This window comes from Bacillus sp. A1, assembly GCF_042296235.1.
Taxonomy (GTDB): Bacteria; Bacillota; Bacilli; order Bacillales; family Bacillaceae; genus Bacillus; species Bacillus velezensis.
Window position 1 is genome coordinate 211908 of the sequence record NZ_CP141181.1, and the last position, 17730, is coordinate 229637.

A 17730-nucleotide genomic window follows, 5' to 3' on the forward strand; every position below is an offset into this window, starting at 1 on the left:
AAATGGGCAAGTATTTTGGAACAGATGGTGTAAGAGGTGTTGCCAACAGCGAGCTTACGCCAGAGCTGGCCTTTAAAGTTGGGCGTTTTGGCGGTTATGTCCTGACCAAAGATAAGCAGCGCCCGAAAGTGCTGATCGGCCGTGATACACGTATCTCCGGACATATGCTGGAGGGAGCCCTTGTCGCCGGACTTTTATCGATCGGAGCTGAAGTGATGCGCCTCGGCGTTATTTCTACGCCAGGGGTATCCTATTTAACGAAAGCCATGGATGCTGAGGCGGGCGTCATGATCTCCGCTTCTCACAACCCCGTACAGGATAACGGGATTAAATTTTTCGGAGGGGACGGCTTTAAGCTTTCTGATGAGCAGGAGGCCGAGATTGAACGTCTTATGGATGAACCGGAAGATAAGCTGCCGAGACCGACAGGCGCGGACCTCGGGCTTGTGAACGATTATTTTGAAGGCGTTCAAAAGTATCTGCAATTTTTAAAGCAGACGGCGGACGAAGATTTCACAGGCATTCATGTAGCGCTTGACTGCGCCCATGGTGCGACATCTTCCATTGCGACGCACCTTTTTGCCGATCTCGATGCTGACGTATCTACAATGGGGACGTCTCCGAACGGATTAAACATTAATGATGGCGTCGGTTCTACACACCCGGAAGCGCTGAGTGCTTTCGTCAAAGAAAAAAACGCCGATATAGGCCTTGCGTTTGACGGAGACGGCGACCGCCTCATTGCCGTCGATGAAAAAGGAAACATCGTCGACGGTGATCAGATTATGTACATATGCGCGAAGTATTTGAAATCAGAAGGCCGTCTGAAGGATGATACCGTCGTATCAACCGTGATGAGCAACCTCGGTTTCTACAAAGCGCTTGAAAAAGAAGAAATCAAAAGCGTTCAAACGGCAGTCGGCGACCGCTATGTCGTAGAAGCGATGAAAAAAGACGGCTATAATGTCGGCGGCGAGCAGTCAGGGCACCTTATTTTTCTTGATTACAACACTACCGGCGACGGTCTTTTGTCCGCGATCATGCTTGTAAATACGCTGAAGGCGTCCGGCAAAACCCTTTCAGAACTTGCGGATGAAATGAAAAAATTCCCGCAGCTCTTAGTGAATGTGAAAGTGACGGATAAATATAAGGTAGAAGAAAACGCTAAGGTGAAGGCCGTTATTTCTGAAGTGGAAAAAGAAATGAACGGAGACGGCCGGATTTTAGTGCGCCCGTCAGGCACCGAACCGCTCGTCCGCGTGATGGCCGAAGCGAGAACAAAAGAGCTTTGTGACGAATATGTCACAAAAATCGTGGATGTCGTGCGGACAGAAATGGGAGCGGAGTAGCGAAGTTTATAAGCAGAGAGCGAACAAGACAAGTGCGATCAGCATAATATGATAGTAAACATGATGCCGGGGCGGCAAAAAATAATTGACCGTCCTTGGCACATGCTGTAAAATCAAGCTTGTTCAGCCTTTGTTTTTCACTTGCAGGAAAGGCGGGATTGTTTGCATCTTTTATAATTACAGCGCCCGAACTAAGCGCCCGAAAAACGGCTTAGTTGACGAGGATGGAGGTTATCGAATTTTCGGCGGATGCCTCCCGGCTGATTCATTTAGATCACAGCCGTAAGGATTTCTTCAAACCGGAGGGGCGACTCTCCGAACAAAGAGAAATCACATGATCTTCCAAAAAAACATGTGGGAGGGGACGATTGAAAGTCCCCTTGTAATTTGACTTTCTTCGTCTCCTTTTACACCTTTAGGAGGAAGAAAATATGTGTGGAATTGTAGGTTACATCGGTCAGCTTGATGCGAAAGAGATTTTGTTAAAAGGATTAGAGAAGCTGGAGTACCGCGGCTATGACTCTGCCGGTATCGCTGTGGCGAATGAGCAGGGCGTGCATGTGTACAAAGAAAAAGGCCGCATCGCCGACCTTCGTGAAGTGGTGGATCACACGGTTGAATCTCAAGCGGGAATCGGCCATACACGCTGGGCGACTCACGGCGAACCAAGCTTCCTGAACGCTCACCCGCATCAAAGCGCACTCGGCCGCTTTACACTTGTTCATAACGGTGTGATCGAGAACTATGTTCAGCTGAAGCGCGAGTATCTTGAAAACGTTGAACTGAAAAGCGACACGGACACTGAAGTAGTCGTTCAAATGATCGAGCAATTTGTGGCGGGAGGACTTAGCACAGAAGAAGCGTTCCGCAAAACACTGACTCTGTTAAAAGGTTCTTACGCAATTGCATTATTTGACGGTGAAAACACAGACACCATTTACGTTGCAAAAAACAAAAGCCCTCTGTTAATCGGCCTTGGAGATACGTTTAACGTCGTGGCATCTGACGCGATGGCTATGCTTCAAGTAACGAATGAATACGTTGAGCTTTTGGACAAAGAAATGGTGATCGTGACAAAAGACGAAGCCGTGATTAAAAACCTTGACGGTGAAGTCATGACACGTGCGTCTTATATCGCTGAGCTTGACGCCAGTGATATCGAAAAAGGCACATACCCTCACTACATGTTAAAAGAAACGGATGAGCAGCCGCTTGTTATGCGCAAAATCATCCAAACGTATCAGGACGAAAACGGCAGACTGGCCGTGGCCGGCGATGTCGCTGACGCCGTGGCGGAAGCGGACCGCATTTATATCGTGGCTTGCGGAACGAGCTACCATGCCGGTCTTGTCGGGAAACAATATATTGAAATGTGGGCAAACGTACCGGTTGAAGTGCATGTAGCGAGTGAATTCTCTTATAACATGCCGCTTCTGTCTAAGAAGCCGCTCTTTATCTTCCTTTCTCAAAGCGGAGAAACAGCGGACAGCCGCGCTGTGCTTGTTCAAGTCAAAGCGCTGGGTCACAAAGCGCTGACGATTACAAACGTTCCGGGATCAACGCTTTCCCGTGAAGCGGATTACACATTGCTTCTGCACGCAGGCCCTGAGATCGCGGTTGCATCAACAAAAGCGTATACGGCTCAGATTGCCGTGCTTGCGATCGTTGCGTCCGTTGCAGCAGAACGCAACGGCGTTGATATCGGTTTTGATTTGGTCAAAGAATTAGGTATTGCGGCAAACGCCATGGAAGCCCTCTGCGACCAGAAGGACGAAATGGAAATGATCGCACGTGAGTACCTGACTGTTTCAAGAAACGCTTTCTTCATCGGCCGCGGCCTTGACTACTTCGTGTGTGTCGAAGGCGCCCTGAAGCTGAAAGAGATTTCTTACATCCAGGCGGAAGGCTTCGCCGGCGGCGAGCTGAAGCATGGAACAATCGCTCTGATTGAAGAAGGAACACCGGTCTTTGCACTGGCGACACAAGAACACGTCAACCTGAGTATCCGCGGAAACGTGAAGGAAGTCGCAGCCCGCGGCGCCAACACTTGCATCATCTCGCTGAAAGGCTTAGAAGACGCAGACGACAGATTCATCCTGCCGGAAGTCAACCCTGCGCTTGCTCCGCTGGTATCTGTTGTGCCATTGCAGCTGATCGCTTACTACGCTGCACTGCACCGCGGCTGTGACGTTGATAAACCGCGCAACCTTGCGAAGAGTGTGACTGTGGAGTAATATATTTAACCCCCTTTGGTTATTAGCCGGAGGGGTTTTTTAATGCGGAAATTTAGAAATACATACTCTTTGCGATTGTAAAGAAATCCCCGTTTATATATTGAAAAGGAATAACACCTGCTTTATAATACGAGATGCATTCCGGTTAAAATCCATAAATGTAATCATTAGTAAATCGTTTTTGTGTATACCTCATCACATGCTTGAACTGACCCTCCATTTAAGTCAGACACGTATTAATCCTACATATATGCAATCCTTTCAAATAGCAATCGGCTGTAGCTTTGAAATAAAGTTGTGATGAAACACTCCTTGAAAACATAACTAATCTGGTATATATCACTAGAAGTTATGAGTTTAGTATAGGTTGATGGTATACGAGTGGAGATTTAATTTTTTAAGGCAGTTGCAGAAACTAAAATATTAGCGAATAATAAATAAGATAGAAAAGAAACTAAGAGGTGGGGGAAATGGACTATTCTGATATTTATAATTTTATTTCTTCTGTAGGAGGAGTAACGAATATAGAGAAAAAATACATTTTATATTATGACGAAACAAATAATCCTCGTACTTTTAAAATCACAGATGATGGGTTTAATGTTAATGAACACGAATTTTTTATTCTAGGTGGAATTGGTTTTGAAGCTGATAATTTTGCATCGACTGATGATATCGACGAATTATTTGATGCATTTTTATTACAGGCTAATGTTACTGAAGTAAAATTTAAGCATATACGCAATAATGCGCAAGACTTCTTAGCGTTGATATCAAAACCAAAAGTAGCTGTTCTTATTGAGTGGCTTTTTGAAAAAAAATATTTAATTCATTATTCTTATGTCGATAATTTCTATTACACAATTGTTGATATAGTAGATTCAATGGAAGAATCGTGGTCTGGTGGACAAGGGTTAAATAGAGTTTTGAAAAATAGCCTTTATTCATTGATTAAGGAACACCGAGATTTATTTTTAAGTTTACTACTTGAAATGGATTATCCTAACATTAAAAATCATGATAAGTTTGTTGAAAAACTCGTAGATTTGTTAGGATCTCTAAATATTAATGATGATTTTTATCTAGAATTCTTACGGAAAATACTAAAAAGTTACAGAGAGAGAAAATTGACACTATTGGAAAATAACGAAGACAGGATAGCGATAGGTGATTATTCAACATTTTTTATAAATTTGATAATTACTTATCCAAATGCAAATCACATTTTTGATCATGAATTGTATATTGAAGAAATTTTGGATGCTAATCTGAAAGAAATATTAGGGCATGAGAGTATAAAATATAAATTCGTTGATTCAAAAGATGAACGTTTAGTGCAAGTCTCGGATTTGATTATAGGGGTTTTACGTTATTGGATGGATTTTTTGGAATTAGCAAATATAAAAAATCTTGGGGAAATACTAAGTAAGATTTCAGAATCTCAAAAAAATAATCTGAAAAAATTTCAGGAAATTTTGCTTTATTCCCTAGAAATAAGCACAGGATTCAAACATGGAATTGGGAGTAATGACTTTGAATTAAAAATTAGCTATTTCTTAGAATATAATTTTTCATAAGTCACCAATTTATTGATATTTTATATCAAATAAATGTCGAGGATTCATTAGGAATTATGCTTAAAACTAAAAATAAATCAGAATAACTTTTTTGGAGAAATGAGAGACGAGAATATGAATTTATTTATTATTGGAAACGGTTTTGATTTAGCGCATGGCTTGCCTACACAGTATTGGGATTTTCGAACGTTTTTAAGAAAACACTACGGCATTTTTTTGAGTGATTTTGAAGAGAAATATTATTTGAGTGATAAAGAGTTAAAGAAACTTCTATGGAGTAGTTTTGAATTTAATTTAGCTAACATAAACGAAGATGTGCTCTTTGAGCAAATGTATCAAAATACGGATTTAGGTCTAGAAAGTGGTAATGTCGGTATAGCTGATACTTTAAGGTATTATTTTGAATATGAATTTAAGTATATAGATAAATTAACTACCTATTTGAAAGAATGGATTGAAGAAGTAAATCTAGAGTTAGATGGTTTAAATAAAAGAACTTCTTTTATTCAAGAAAGCAATCAAGATATATTTTTAAACTTTAATTATACAACTACTTTGGAAGATGTTTACGCTATTCCGAGAGAAAACGTTTTACATATACACGGTGTAGTAGATTCAGAGTTTGATTTAGTATTAGGGCATTCAAATTCAGATAGAATAACTTATTTCTTCGAAAAATACCGCAAATTTCAAAATCAATATGATGAACGAAGCGCGCCTATATATAAAATATTAGCTGAGTACTGTTCTAAAACATATAAAGATGTACATAAATATATGCACCAATTATTTCTATTAAATTTTGATTCTATTGAAAAAGTATTGATAATAGGTCATTCTCTAAGTACTGTGGATTTGCTTTATTTTAAAAAAATAAAGGAAAGAATCAGGGAAGAGGTAGAGTGGAACATTTATTATTATTGTGAAAATGATATCGATTTATTGAGAGAACAAATAAAAGAAATAGGTGTTAATGAACAGAAAACACAATTTATTCCGTGTGATAAGTTTTATGATCTTTTTATCGCAGAACAACATTCTTAACATTATAAAATTTATAGTCTCTTATTTAATTATGATCAAAGTACGACCCAAGGGAACTGCTAAGCAGTTCACGAGGATGACTTTGAAATCCACTATTTAAATTTCAGAAAAGGTGGTTATCTATTAATGCATTACTACATAGAAAAATGCCTTAATTGAATTTTGGTTCCTACCTATGAAATCGCAATAGCACAGCAGGGGGAGGCTGTTCTTCAAAAAGGTAAGTTGGGGCATATATCTTATCGTCACAAAAAAGTCTGAGTAGGGTTGGGTGATCTAATAGGGAACGATTGAATAACTAATGATATAAACAACGTGAAGGAACTACAGCCAAAGATAAAAGCCATATCTGTTGCTACGATTATTTTAGCAGGAAGAAATCAATCTATGCATTATGGAGAAGGAAGCTATAGAAATGTAATTAAAAGTTGCTTTGAAGCATTGGCACAGATAGATAGTGAATTTGCACTGCAGAATGCATCTGGAAAGAACATGAGTATAGAGGTGATGGAAATGTTAGGTTGAGATGATTATGCAAGCTACATAGCTACTATGGAAGATTTGTTGAACAGATAATCACAATGACCGATTGTGTGCTAAAGAGTTGGGGAGTTTTTAATGAAACTGTTCAAAGAAAACCATTAGGAGGGACTAGTGTGGATTTATTTAGCGTTCAAGTTGAAGAAGGTAAGTTGCATCCAAACTTTATAAATGTATCTAAGGATCGAGATCTAGTTAAGGTGTTAAATACATGGGCAATTGGATTTCAGGATAGAGATAACAAATTAGCAAAGGAATTTCAAACAACTTTTAATACTGCTTTCTGGGAGCTATACCTACATGCTTGTTTTGGTAATTTAGGCTTTAAAATGGATTATTCCTATTCTTCACCTGATTTTGTTGTTGAAACTAGAAAGAAAAAGTTAGAAATGGTTATTGAGGCTGTAAGCACTAGACATGCAGATGATGGGACACCTGAATATGATAGAATAAATGCCATAGATGAAAAGTTTAAAAAGGGTGATATAGAAGATACTGCGCTCTATGGTGAAATTGTTCATATAGCAACAGAGCGTATAGCTAACAGCATCAGAAACAAGGTTGGTAAATATCATAAAAACTACTCTAAACTAGATCATGTTAAAGGAAAACCATTTATACTTGCTATAGGCTCGTTTGAACAGCCATTCTTTTATAGTCAAGGTATAGGTGCGATAGAAAAAGTACTATATGGCTTAGTAAAAGCTGAGTATAGAGAGAATGAACCTTATTTCGAGTATTCAGATAATATAATAAAAAGAAAGAGTGGGGAGCCGATTCCAATAGGATTATTCAATGACCCGAAATTTAGTTTTATCAGTGGGATTTTATTTAGTTCTGTAGCTTCTATAGGGAAAGCGAGAGCACTTTCCATAAATAAAAAGAAGAGTGTATATTTTAATACTTATACTTATAACGATTATGATACAAAAGCTGAAATTAAAATGATTCCACATAAAAAATATAGAGAATCTTTGTTAGATGGGCTTTCTCTATACTTGAATCCCTATGCAGATAACCCTATAGATTCAACAGAGTTTGATAACAGAGATATAGCTAAAGTGTATAGTAATGATTTTCGTGAAATAAAACATGGTTTTCTTTATTCAAGAATAGTTAATGATATACAAGGTTTTTAAATAATAGTATTTTGAAATCTTGAGAAGTTAACATCTCGGGTAATCTCAAAAAGTTCCGGTGTTCAATTAAATTTGAACTTGGGCTTTTTCTTATTCTGTCACAGGAATATTCTCAAAGGTTTTGAATTTTATTCTAACGAATTCAATATGACGCATATTTTAATTAAAAAAGTCGGCACAATTATTAGTTTTATGTTATTTTCAGGATTATTTCAATTGAAAAACGAAAATATAGAATAATTAATGATGTTTATAGTTATTTTAAGTAATAACGCATCAAATTCACCTTCAGATAATTAAAATTCTAATTAAAGGAATTTTCACCCATCTTGATTTCGGGACGGATTAATATTTGTTGGAGGCATTAGTACATTAAAAATAATCAACTTTTTCATAAAACATTAACCACATCAAATAAAATCACACATTTAGATCAATCTTTGTTCAAATCCTAACATTTACAGTCCACTACTAATCAAATACCAACATTGTCAAGTAATAAAATGTCTATAAACTTTTACCGTGAATATTCCATTATATAAACGTAATCAATCGATTACACATCCACATTATGATTAAAAAAGACTTTAAAATCCCTTTTGTATTTGCCGGCTCCTGATCCATTATGAATACCTAGACTAGATATGAAAATCACAACATTTTTGCAATAATCCGGTTCAATTCTTAAAAAAGTCCTGACAACAATGATAGGAGTGGAATGATGTCAAATCTTTTAGAAATCAGAAACATCAGCAAATCTTTTGGTCATAAAGCTGTTTTAAAGGATGTTACATTCAATGTGCCTGCCGGATCAATTGTCGGTTTTATCGGTGATAACGGCGCAGGCAAGTCAACAACATTTAAAACGATATTAGGATTAATCTCTCAGGATAGAGGTAAAGTGAGAATCTTTGGTAAAGAGAATCTGGATAAACATATAAAGTTCAAAGAAGATATTGGTGTCGTATTTGATGCGATAAATCTTCCCGCGCACCTTACGATAAAGCAGCTGAATCATGTATTTAAGAAACTGTTCGACGCTTGGGATCAAGATCATTTTTACCGGTTGGTTCATTCTTTCTCTTTACCTATGGACAAAAAAGTGAATACATTCTCGCGCGGCATGTCAATGAAGTTATCCGTAGCTGTTGCTTTGTCGCATAATGCAAAATTATTACTCCTGGATGAAGCAACGGGAGGGCTTGATCCCTCTTCAAGAGATGCTCTGTTAAATGAATTAAAAAGCTTTGTGAGTAAAAGCAACGGCGGTATTTTACTTTCATCGCACATTATGACTGATGTCGAGAAGATAGCCAGCCATATCATTATGATGAAAGATGGCGAAATTTTATTAAATGAAGAGAAAGATAAGGTTCTTGAAAGCTATACTGTTATAGACGTTGATGAGGGCCGATTGGCTGAGATTGACGAAGATATCGTTCTAGCAAAAAGGAATCATGGATCTTATTGGAGTGTGCTTGTATCGGATCAACAGAAATTGCCGAATGGCGTAACGGCCAACACCATTTCCATAGAAGAAATCAGCGTCTTTTTAACGAGGAGTGAAAACATTGAGAGGTCTGTTACTGACTAACTATTACTTGGTTTATCGGAGTTTCTTTGCATACACGGGGTTGGCCATATTGGTATCAGCAGTCATTTTTTATTTTGGGGATGCTTCAATGCATCGTTTTGTTGCTATGCTGATTATTTTGTTTGTCGTTATGCCCGCACTTGAGGTTATAAAGTATGAGAGCAAGTCTGGCTATGACAGGTATGTCCTGACTTTACCCGTCAGCAGAACAAATATTGTTCAAAGTCACTATTTCTTTTATCTTTTGGTTGTTGTGATCGGAGCTGTAATATCTTATGGTATTTTCGTTGTATACAGCCTGGGTTCTGATGAACCAATTGACGGCATATTTAATATTGTCTCTTTTGGAACGTTCATCGTTCTCTTTGCCGGTGCAATCGTCTATCCTCTTCTCTACATGATAGGCCCGGAAAAATCCGATGCTATCGTGATTGGAGGGGCAATGGGGGGACTTTTTGCTACCTTTGGATTGCAAAGTGTCGTTGGGTATGCAGCAGAACAAGTACCGCTGTCATTTTTGCACATAAATCCTTCTTTATATGTCCCGATTATATATCTCATGATCGGCGTTATCTTATATATCATTTCATTTTTCATCGCCGCAGCTATATATCATAAAAAAGAATTTTAGCAGCGTGTTTAATGTTTTATGCTGTGACAACAGGATAAGGCATGGCACGGGCTCATAAATTCACTTTAACTCCAAGGAGACAGCCGCCCGCACAATGGGCGGCAGTTCTTCTAATTAAAACTGCGTTGTCATATCGTACTCATAATCAATCTTCAATTTCACATTTTTCATAGCCGATTTTGCTGTTGCGAGTGTGTTGTATTTAAAATTCCAGATGCTTGAGACTGAGAGGTTATCTTCCAGTGTGATATCGTAATTTCCTTGAGTGGAGCTGTTTGCGAGTGCGCGGTGCCACACTTTATTTTCTTCAGACATTATGCAGTGTCTTGTGTTTCCTTGGCTTGGTGTTTGAGTCGCGGCGGTACTGATTCTTTTCACTATGGCGTCTTTTGGAATGCTTGTTTGTTTGGTTAAGTCGAGCCTGAGAACAGTTGAATCTGATCCATTCGAACTGAGGCTTGTATTTCCTTTATTTTCAGCCGTGCCGCTGAATGAGAAGGTCTCGCTTCCGGTTTTGATTCGATCGTAAATGGAGAGTGTAAAGTATATATCGTCAGTGTATGAGCCGCGGGACACTTTCACGTAGAACGTCTCGTTGTTTTCTTTCGCATCTGTAATGGCATAGATAAAAGGAAGCGGCGTATCAGGGTTTATCACTTCTGTGCCTTTACTGATCAGCACTTTGTTTTTATTATAAATTTCAATGCTCATTCCCTTGTATTCACTTCTTGTTGAGCTCCTGACATAGAGTCTTTCTCCCTTATTTGCCGTGAAAGTGAAGTACGATTCTTTTTCCCCTTCCGGCAATACGGCTGTATCAATATTTTTATATTTCCAGTAGCCTACTGGATTGGCAGTTTCAAATGAGTGATTTCCTGTAATAGCGCTTATTTGTGATGAGTTCTTTTGAGACGCAGAGGCTGAGGCTGAAGGTGCAATCAATACGCCTGATAATACGATTGCACTGACAAATAGCATAGATACATACTTTTTCATGGAAAAATCCCCCTTTTTGACTACATCATACATAAAAACCCTCATGATGTAAACATTTGTTATTTTAGGTTAAAATCAACTGGAAAACAGCCGATACAAACACTAGAACATCATCTCAAGCGGAGGTTAAAAACATGCGCCTAAACGCTCGTTATATAAAAAATCAAGTAATGGCTCAGCAAGTGCTTCAGCGGTATTCTTCCAAAACAAATGGGAAAGATGCGGCAAAAGGGCCGGACAGCTTATTGATTCAGGCAAGCGGGACCCGCGATCTGAGCCAGATGAATTATTCAAGGAGCGGTGTCACTGAGAAAGGGAGCAGCCTGTCCCGTTTATATCAATCTGCAAATCAGAAAACGATTACGGATAATGGGAATGAGACGGTAATAGACGCTGATAATCCGTATGAGTCTGAGAGTGATATTGCGAGCAGGATTCTTGATGAGAAATACAGCCGTATCAATGAAATCAATAAACGAAAATCAGATCCTTTGCGTTATATTAAGGACAAATACCAGCGTGCCGATTCACCTTATTTCAGGAGTGATTTATCAGAATCAGAGCGTCAGGCCGCTTATCATAACGAAACGGAATGGCTGTTTAAGGGAAAAGCCCAGAGCTATGATTTCCGTGATGCGGCGTTTCGGGGTGAAACGCTCAACGGAGAGATTCAAGTCGAAAATGAAAGGGTGTTTCAGCGGGCGCAGGTGAATCAGCAGATTGATATGCTTTTTCATCGGAATCATATTCAGATTCCGGAGGGTGCGAATCTTACATTTACGATATCACCGATTGATTATCTGTTAAAAGTGAGCGGGACTGACGATAAAGAGCTCACTCAGCAGATTGAAGCCGTCTTAAACTCCGGGGAAAACAGCAAAGAGCTGTTTGCGCACATCATTCGCAGCCGGAGTGATGACTCCTCGCAGTTTACGCCGGAAACATATGAGAAATATCAAGTCGTTCGGGAAATGTATGAGGTGACCGGCTATCATCTGAAAGACTTGCAGATCGTGGACGGAAAGTATGTCACAGAAGACGGCCGTGACCTTTTAGACGTCTATAAGGAAGCGCTGCAGCTCGATCCTTTGTTGAAGCATACGGCGGCAGAAGCGGCCGCCCATTACGGACAGGGGCTCACGAAGCTTGCGAGAACGGGTTATGATACCATTCCTGATTTGGTGCTGTCCATTGAGTATAAAAACGGATCTCTGCGTGATGTCGGTCAAAGCAGGCAATACGGATCTGGGGATACAGGTTGGCTTTCTGAATGGAAACGGGAGCTGGGTGTGCGTATATAAATTGAGAAAAAAGCTGACGAATGATGCCGTCAGCTTTTCTTTATGTGTTTTCTTAAAACTCCTCATACTCCGCCGGGTCTTGGCCGTTTATGCGTCCGTCGGGGCGGGTAAGCGAGTCGATGATGTTCATGTCGTTTTCATCAAGAGAGAAATCAAAAACGGAGATGTTTTCAAGCTGGCGCTCGGGCGATGCTGATTTTGGAATCGGGATGGCGCCCAGCTGGATATGCCAGCGTAAAATGACTTGAGAAATGGTTTTGCCGTATTTGTCCGCAATCTGTCCGAGTTTTTGATCGTTTAATACTTCACCGGCGCGGGATAACGGACTCCATGATTCTGTCACGATGCCCTGTTCTTCGTGCCATTGGCGCTGCTGCTGCTGATTAAAAGCGGGATGCAGTTCAATTTGGTTGATGCCTGGCTTTACGCCGGTTTCACGTTCGAGCCGTTCGATATGCTCAGGCAGGAAATTGCAGACGCCGATGGATCGGATCAGGCCCCATTTTTTCGCATCAATCAGTGCCTGCCATGCTTCCGTGTAGCGGTCTTGTTTCGGATTCGGCCAATGGACGAGATACAGGTCATAGTAGTCCAGACCGGCGCGGTATAAAGATTCTTGGATGGTTTGTACAGCTTTGTCATAGTCATGGTAGCGTCCGGGCAGCTTGGACGTCACGTATAGCTGTTCTCTCGGAACAGAGCTTCTGCGGATGGCTTCTCCGACCGTCCCTTCATTTTCATAGTTATAAGCGGTGTCAATCAGACGGTAGCCGATATCAATGGCGCTGGTAATGGCATGAACGCCATTGTTTCCATTAAGAGCGTATGTACCGAAGCCGATCGCGGGAATGCTTGTCCCATCCAGCAGTTTCTTTTGCGGAATTGCTCCAGTCATCATTAAATCCCTCCTTGTTTTCTACTTTACCATTATTCTTACAAATGAAACATAATAATGGAAGGAAATGAGATGATCCGCACATGAAAAAAGCTGACGGAGAACCGTCAGCTTTAAATTTGAAACATCCATGCTACGATGGGGCCGAAGACCGACCCTAACACGGCGCAGAGCGTCATGGAAACAGAACTCATGGAGACCGTTAATTCTCCGTACTCCATTGCTTTTGAGGTGCCGAGCGCATGGGAAGCGCTCCCGAATGCAATTCCTTTCCCGAGTGAGCTGCGGATGCGGATCCACTTGAGAAGCAGCGGTCCTAAGATAACGCCGGAAAACCCTGCGATCATCACGAACACGACTGTCATGGAAGGGACACCGCCGATACCGGACGCAATCTGTATGGCGACAGGCGTCGTAATTGATTTTGGGATGATTGACAAAATCAAACTCCGGCTGATGCCGAACAGCTCTGCAAATAGCAAGCCGCTGACCATTCCGGAGAATAAACCGGCCAACACGCCGCCGATGATCGGAAACATATACTTGATTAACACCCGGCGCTGCTTATAAAGCGGGTATGCCAAAGCCACCACGGCGGGGCCGAGCAGTGAATTGATCCATTGGCCGCCGATCATATAGTCTTTATACGAAATATGAAAAACAAGCAGCACGGCGATAATGAAAATCGTAGTCGTCAAAACCGGTATGAGAAAGGGATATGGAAAGCGCACATATAATTTCACCATAGCCAGATAGGCGGCGGCCGTGAACAAAATTATAAGGATTGCGATACATGCTTGCTGCACTTCTTTTTCTCCTTTCTCTGATTGGCTTTGTGCTCTAACAGCTGGCTGGCGTACCCTGCGGCGATCATTGTGACGATGGTGCTCAGCACGATGATTAAAAACAGAGCAGCCCCGCTGGCGGAAAACAGTGACGGGTAATTGATGACGCCCGTCATGGCCGGAATGAATAACAGCGGAAGAAAAGACAGCAAAAATCCGGCTCCGTCTTCAATCATTTTGACGGGAATGATCTTAACCGATAAACATATGATCAGCAGGATCAAACCGATGATACTTCCGGGAATGGGCAGGTGAAAGAACTGCTGAACGGCTCCCCCGATAAAGGAAAATGCGAATAAAATAATGATTTGCAAGATGATGCGTATGACTTTCACGACAATGCTGTTCTTTGGAGAAGAGCAGCTTCCCCCTTTCTTGATGCTTCGATATGTTTCTTTACTTTTTGCGCATATATTTGTACTATACAAATATATGTATGCAAAATCTTTCTATATGTTTTCTGAGTAAATGTGCATATGTTTGTATTATACAACTAATATTGCTGTTGTCAATTGTAAGGAGTGAGGCTGTTGTCAAAACTAGATCCGATTGAATTAATTGAATATGAGCTCACCACTTTTATCAGGAGAGCTGTTTATCTTGATAACTCCGACCGTAAAATCGGACATCTGGAAAGGGCTGCGTATTTGTTATTACGGCAGCTGGATGAATTCGGACCGGCGCGTGTAAAGGAATTAGCCGAATCTTTTAAGCTGGATATTTCCACATTGTCACGCCAGGCCGCGGCCTTGGAGTCGAAAGAGCTGATCCAGCGTTTTTCCGATCCTTCTGACGGGCGGGTCAGTCTGTTTGCGATTACGAAGCTTGGCAAACAGAGGTTAAAAGCTGATAAAAAGATGCGTCTTGATCGATACCGACATATGCTTGACGATTGGTCAGGCGATGAAAAAGAAATGTTCGGCCGGCTTTTGCTGCGGCTGAATGAGGCATTTATCGATTAATGCATGATTTTTGCCGGGTTAAGCAGGATTATGGCGTATACAAGGGAGAATGGAAGAGAGTAAGACTTTACGCCATTCTGCTTAGCAAAAATAATATTGAATAGGGGGCGGAACATGTTTCTCCAGGGACATCCTGTTTCTCGGAGGCTGCGGCATTTATTATCTCAATATTCATAATTCAATAAAAATGAGAGCGCTTTATTTTTAGTCTGTTGGTTTAGGGTGCAAGTGTTTACCTGAAAAAAACAATTGTATTTTCCACAGAAATTTATTATGATGGAATAAGGAAATTGGAGATTATATAACAATAGAAAGCTAGAATATTTCTAATATTGCGGGAAATGAAGAGTGAGTTAGGTTCAACAGGTGCACCTTCTGCTTCATTATTTCACATATATCAGAGCTGTTAAGAGGAGGAAGCGAAGTGGCAAACAAAGAATTAAAGAGAGGCTTAGGCGCGCGTCATATACAGATGATTGCGCTGGGCGGCACGATCGGTGTCGGTTTATTCATGGGGTCATCCAGCACGATCGGATGGACCGGGCCGTCTGTCCTGCTGGCTTATGCGATCTCAGGTATCTTTATCTTTTTTATCATGCGTGCGATGGGCGAAATGCTCTATGTAGAGCCGAGTACAGGGTCGTTTGCGACATTCGGCCATAAGTATATACATCCGTTAGCCGGCTATATGACGGCGTGGAGCAACTGGTTTCAATGGGTGATCGTCGGGATGTCTGAAATTATCGCCGTCGGTTCGTATATGAAATATTGGTTTCCTGATCTGCCGGCATGGATTCCCGGCATTATCGCCATGGCCATTCTCGGTGCGGCGAATTTAATTTCGGTAAAATCTTTCGGTGAGTTTGAATTTTGGTTTGCCATGATCAAAATCGTCACCATTATTCTGATGATTGTGGCCGGAATCGGAATTATTTTCTTCGGTTTCGGTAACGGAGGGCATGCGATCGGATTATCTAATTTATGGTCGCACGGCGGTTTCTTTACGAATGGTTTTTCAGGATTTTTCTTTGCTTTGTCTTTGGTTGTTGCGGCCTATCAAGGGGTCGAGCTGATAGGGATTACGGCAGGAGAAGCGAAGGACCCGCAAAAAACGCTGCGAAGCGCGATTCAGAGTATTATTTGGCGGATTTTAATTTTCTACATCGGTGCGATTTTCGTCATCGTTACCGTATATCCGTGGAATGAGCTTCACTCACTCGGCAGTCCGTTTGTTTCGACATTTGCGAAAGTCGGGATTACGGCGGCGGCCGGTTTGATTAACTTTGTTGTGATTACCGCTGCGATGTCCGGATGCAACAGCGGGATTTTCAGTGCGGGACGCATGCTTTATACATTGGGCGTGAACGGACAGGCCCCGAAATTCTTTAAGAAAGTTTCTTCGAGCGGTGTGCCGATATTCGGTACGCTTGCGGTATTAATCGGACTTGTGATCGGTGTCGTGCTGAACTACATCGCGCCTCCGAAAGTTTTTGTCTATGTGTACAGCGCGAGTGTGCTGCCGGGAATGATTCCGTGGTTCGTCATTTTAATCAGCCATCTCGGTTTCAGAAGAGCGAAGGGCGCTGAGCTTGATAAGCATCCGTTTAAGATGCCTTTTGCGCCGTTTACAAACTATTTGACGATCGCTTTCTTACTCATGGTATTGATCGGCATGTGGTTTAACAAAGATACGCGGATTTCTTTGGTTGTCGGGGTGATTTTCCTGGCGATTGTGACGGTCAGCTATTATGCGTTCGGTATCGGCAAGCGCATGCCTGGTGAAAAATCGAAAATAGAAGACGCTGTATAATTCAAAAAGACACCTCTCTTACAGGGGTGTCTTTTTCGGCTTGTCCGCGAGTGGTATACTGGTTAAAAAAGCAGAACCGGGGGAAACATCGATGAGTCATTACCGTACGTTATTATTTGATATAGACAATACGCTGCTGGATTTTACCGCTTCAGAAACCGATGCTCTTCAAAAATTGTTTCAAGGTTCAAAGCTGGAGCTGACGGCAGAGGTGGAAGCCCGTTATAAAGCGTTAAATCAGGGGCTGTGGAAAGCGTTTGAAGAGGGGGAAATGACCCGCGATGAAGTGGTGAATACACGGTTTGCCCTTTTGTTTAAAGAATACGGCCTCGAAGCCGACGGCGTGCTGTTGAATCAGGCGTACCGCCAATACTTAGAAGAAGGGCACCAGATGATAGACGGAGCTTATGAGCTGATTGAACGGCTGAGTCCTTTATTTGATTTATACATCGTGACGAACGGCGTCTCAAGATCACAATATAAGCGGCTGGGCGACTCCGGTCTGTATCCGTTCTTTAAAGATGTGTTTGTATCTGAGGACACGGGTTTTCAAAAGCCGATGAAGGAATACTTTGATTACGTGTTTGCGAGAATTCCCGGTTTTTCTGCCGGGCACGGGCTTATTATCGGCGATTCATTGAGCGCGGACATAAAAGGCGGTCAGATGGCGGGAATGGATACGTGCTGGTTTAATCCCGGAAAGAAAGCAAATGAGTCCGGGATCATCCCGACGTATGAAATTCATTCGCTTGATGAGCTGTATGATGTGCTGAACGTGGAGCGAAAAGCCGCCGCTCATCTGTAAGGAGAATA

General features: G+C 41.4%; 16 protein-coding genes. 12 read left to right on the top strand and 4 right to left on the bottom strand.

Annotated features, from left to right (window positions below; translation table 11 throughout):
- Positions 1-2: 2 nt before the first annotated feature.
- The 8 genes from glmM (at position 3) to U2H13_RS01270 (ending at position 10108) form a co-directional block, all read left to right on the top strand.
- Positions 3-1349, top strand: coding sequence for a phosphoglucosamine mutase (gene glmM / locus U2H13_RS01235; protein WP_007408011.1), 1347 nt, complete (start codon positions 3-5; stop codon positions 1347-1349).
- Positions 1350-1780: 431 nt separating this feature from the next.
- Positions 1781-3583 (top strand): glutamine--fructose-6-phosphate transaminase (isomerizing), encoded by a 1803-nt coding sequence (gene glmS, locus U2H13_RS01240; protein WP_007609074.1) that lies wholly within the window; start codon positions 1781-1783, stop codon positions 3581-3583.
- Positions 3584-4053: 470 nt separating this feature from the next.
- The gene (locus U2H13_RS01245) at positions 4054-5160 is read left to right on the top strand and encodes a DUF3800 domain-containing protein (protein WP_376700627.1); all 1107 of its coding nucleotides are present in this window, start codon (positions 4054-4056) and stop codon (positions 5158-5160) included.
- A 114-nt stretch (positions 5161-5274) separates the two neighbouring features.
- The gene (locus tag U2H13_RS01250; protein WP_376700629.1) at positions 5275-6204 is read left to right on the top strand and encodes a bacteriophage abortive infection AbiH family protein; all 930 of its coding nucleotides are present in this window, start codon (positions 5275-5277) and stop codon (positions 6202-6204) included.
- 315 nt (positions 6205-6519) lie between these two features.
- Positions 6520-6729 (top strand): hypothetical protein, encoded by a 210-nt coding sequence (locus tag U2H13_RS01255; protein ID WP_376700630.1) that lies wholly within the window; start codon positions 6520-6522, stop codon positions 6727-6729.
- A gap of 131 nt (positions 6730-6860) precedes the next feature.
- Positions 6861-7883 (top strand): hypothetical protein, encoded by a 1023-nt coding sequence (locus U2H13_RS01260; RefSeq protein ID WP_376700631.1) that lies wholly within the window; start codon positions 6861-6863, stop codon positions 7881-7883.
- 721 nt (positions 7884-8604) lie between these two features.
- On the top strand, positions 8605-9477 hold the full coding sequence (locus U2H13_RS01265; protein WP_376700632.1) for an ABC transporter ATP-binding protein: 873 nt from the start codon (positions 8605-8607) through the stop codon (positions 9475-9477).
- Positions 9455-10108 (top strand): ABC-2 transporter permease, encoded by a 654-nt coding sequence (locus tag U2H13_RS01270; RefSeq protein WP_376700633.1) that lies wholly within the window; start codon positions 9455-9457, stop codon positions 10106-10108. The genes U2H13_RS01265 and U2H13_RS01270 overlap by 23 nt, the downstream gene beginning before the upstream one ends.
- Positions 10109-10222: 114 nt before the next feature.
- On the opposite strand, the gene U2H13_RS01275 is transcribed toward U2H13_RS01270, so the two are convergent.
- Complete coding sequence (locus U2H13_RS01275) at positions 10223-11104, bottom strand: hypothetical protein (protein ID WP_376700634.1); 882 nt, start codon at positions 11102-11104, stop codon at positions 10223-10225.
- Between the two features lie 134 nt (positions 11105-11238).
- On the opposite strand from U2H13_RS01275, the gene U2H13_RS01280 reads away from it, so the two are divergent.
- The gene (locus tag U2H13_RS01280) at positions 11239-12405 is read left to right on the top strand and encodes a DUF4885 family protein (RefSeq protein WP_115941356.1); all 1167 of its coding nucleotides are present in this window, start codon (positions 11239-11241) and stop codon (positions 12403-12405) included.
- Positions 12406-12457: 52 nt separating this feature from the next.
- On the opposite strand, the gene U2H13_RS01285 is transcribed toward U2H13_RS01280, so the two are convergent.
- The 3 genes from U2H13_RS01285 to U2H13_RS01295 all read right to left on the bottom strand — a co-directional run bounded on the left by U2H13_RS01285 (position 12458) and on the right by U2H13_RS01295 (position 14480).
- Positions 12458-13303, bottom strand: a complete 846-nt coding sequence (locus U2H13_RS01285; protein ID WP_014416784.1) for an aldo/keto reductase — start codon at positions 13301-13303, stop codon at positions 12458-12460.
- Positions 13304-13413: 110 nt separating this feature from the next.
- Positions 13414-14106 (bottom strand): LrgB family protein, encoded by a 693-nt coding sequence (locus U2H13_RS01290; RefSeq protein WP_160182340.1) that lies wholly within the window; start codon positions 14104-14106, stop codon positions 13414-13416.
- On the bottom strand, positions 14076-14480 hold the full coding sequence (locus tag U2H13_RS01295; RefSeq protein WP_003156751.1) for a CidA/LrgA family holin-like protein: 405 nt from the start codon (positions 14478-14480) through the stop codon (positions 14076-14078). Before U2H13_RS01295 ends, U2H13_RS01290 begins: the two co-directional genes overlap by 31 nt.
- A gap of 195 nt (positions 14481-14675) precedes the next feature.
- On the opposite strand from U2H13_RS01295, the gene U2H13_RS01300 reads away from it, so the two are divergent.
- The 3 genes from U2H13_RS01300 to U2H13_RS01310 all read left to right on the top strand — a co-directional run bounded on the left by U2H13_RS01300 (position 14676) and on the right by U2H13_RS01310 (position 17722).
- Complete coding sequence (locus U2H13_RS01300) at positions 14676-15107, top strand: MarR family winged helix-turn-helix transcriptional regulator (RefSeq protein WP_022552511.1); 432 nt, start codon at positions 14676-14678, stop codon at positions 15105-15107.
- Between the two features lie 424 nt (positions 15108-15531).
- Positions 15532-16917 carry an amino acid permease gene (locus tag U2H13_RS01305; protein ID WP_022552512.1) on the top strand — a complete coding sequence of 462 codons (1386 nt, stop codon included), beginning with the start codon at positions 15532-15534 and terminating at the stop codon, positions 16915-16917.
- Positions 16918-17008: 91 nt separating this feature from the next.
- Positions 17009-17722, top strand: coding sequence for a YjjG family noncanonical pyrimidine nucleotidase (locus U2H13_RS01310; protein ID WP_376700635.1), 714 nt, complete (start codon positions 17009-17011; stop codon positions 17720-17722).
- Positions 17723-17730 lie beyond the last annotated feature (8 nt).

Coding starts and splice junctions, on each gene's coding strand:
- glmM (WP_007408011.1), top strand. CDS start 3: ATGGGCAAGTATTTTGGAACAGATGGTGTAAGAGGTGTTGCCAACAGC.
- glmS (WP_007609074.1), top strand. CDS start 1,781: ATGTGTGGAATTGTAGGTTACATCGGTCAGCTTGATGCGAAAGAGATT.
- U2H13_RS01245 (WP_376700627.1), top strand. CDS start 4,054: ATGGACTATTCTGATATTTATAATTTTATTTCTTCTGTAGGAGGAGTA.
- U2H13_RS01250 (WP_376700629.1), top strand. CDS start 5,275: ATGAATTTATTTATTATTGGAAACGGTTTTGATTTAGCGCATGGCTTG.
- U2H13_RS01265 (WP_376700632.1), top strand. CDS start 8,605: ATGTCAAATCTTTTAGAAATCAGAAACATCAGCAAATCTTTTGGTCAT.
- U2H13_RS01275 (WP_376700634.1), bottom strand. CDS start 11,104: ATGAAAAAGTATGTATCTATGCTATTTGTCAGTGCAATCGTATTATCA.
- U2H13_RS01280 (WP_115941356.1), top strand. CDS start 11,239: ATGCGCCTAAACGCTCGTTATATAAAAAATCAAGTAATGGCTCAGCAA.
- U2H13_RS01285 (WP_014416784.1), bottom strand. CDS start 13,303: ATGATGACTGGAGCAATTCCGCAAAAGAAACTGCTGGATGGGACAAGC.
- U2H13_RS01310 (WP_376700635.1), top strand. CDS start 17,009: ATGAGTCATTACCGTACGTTATTATTTGATATAGACAATACGCTGCTG.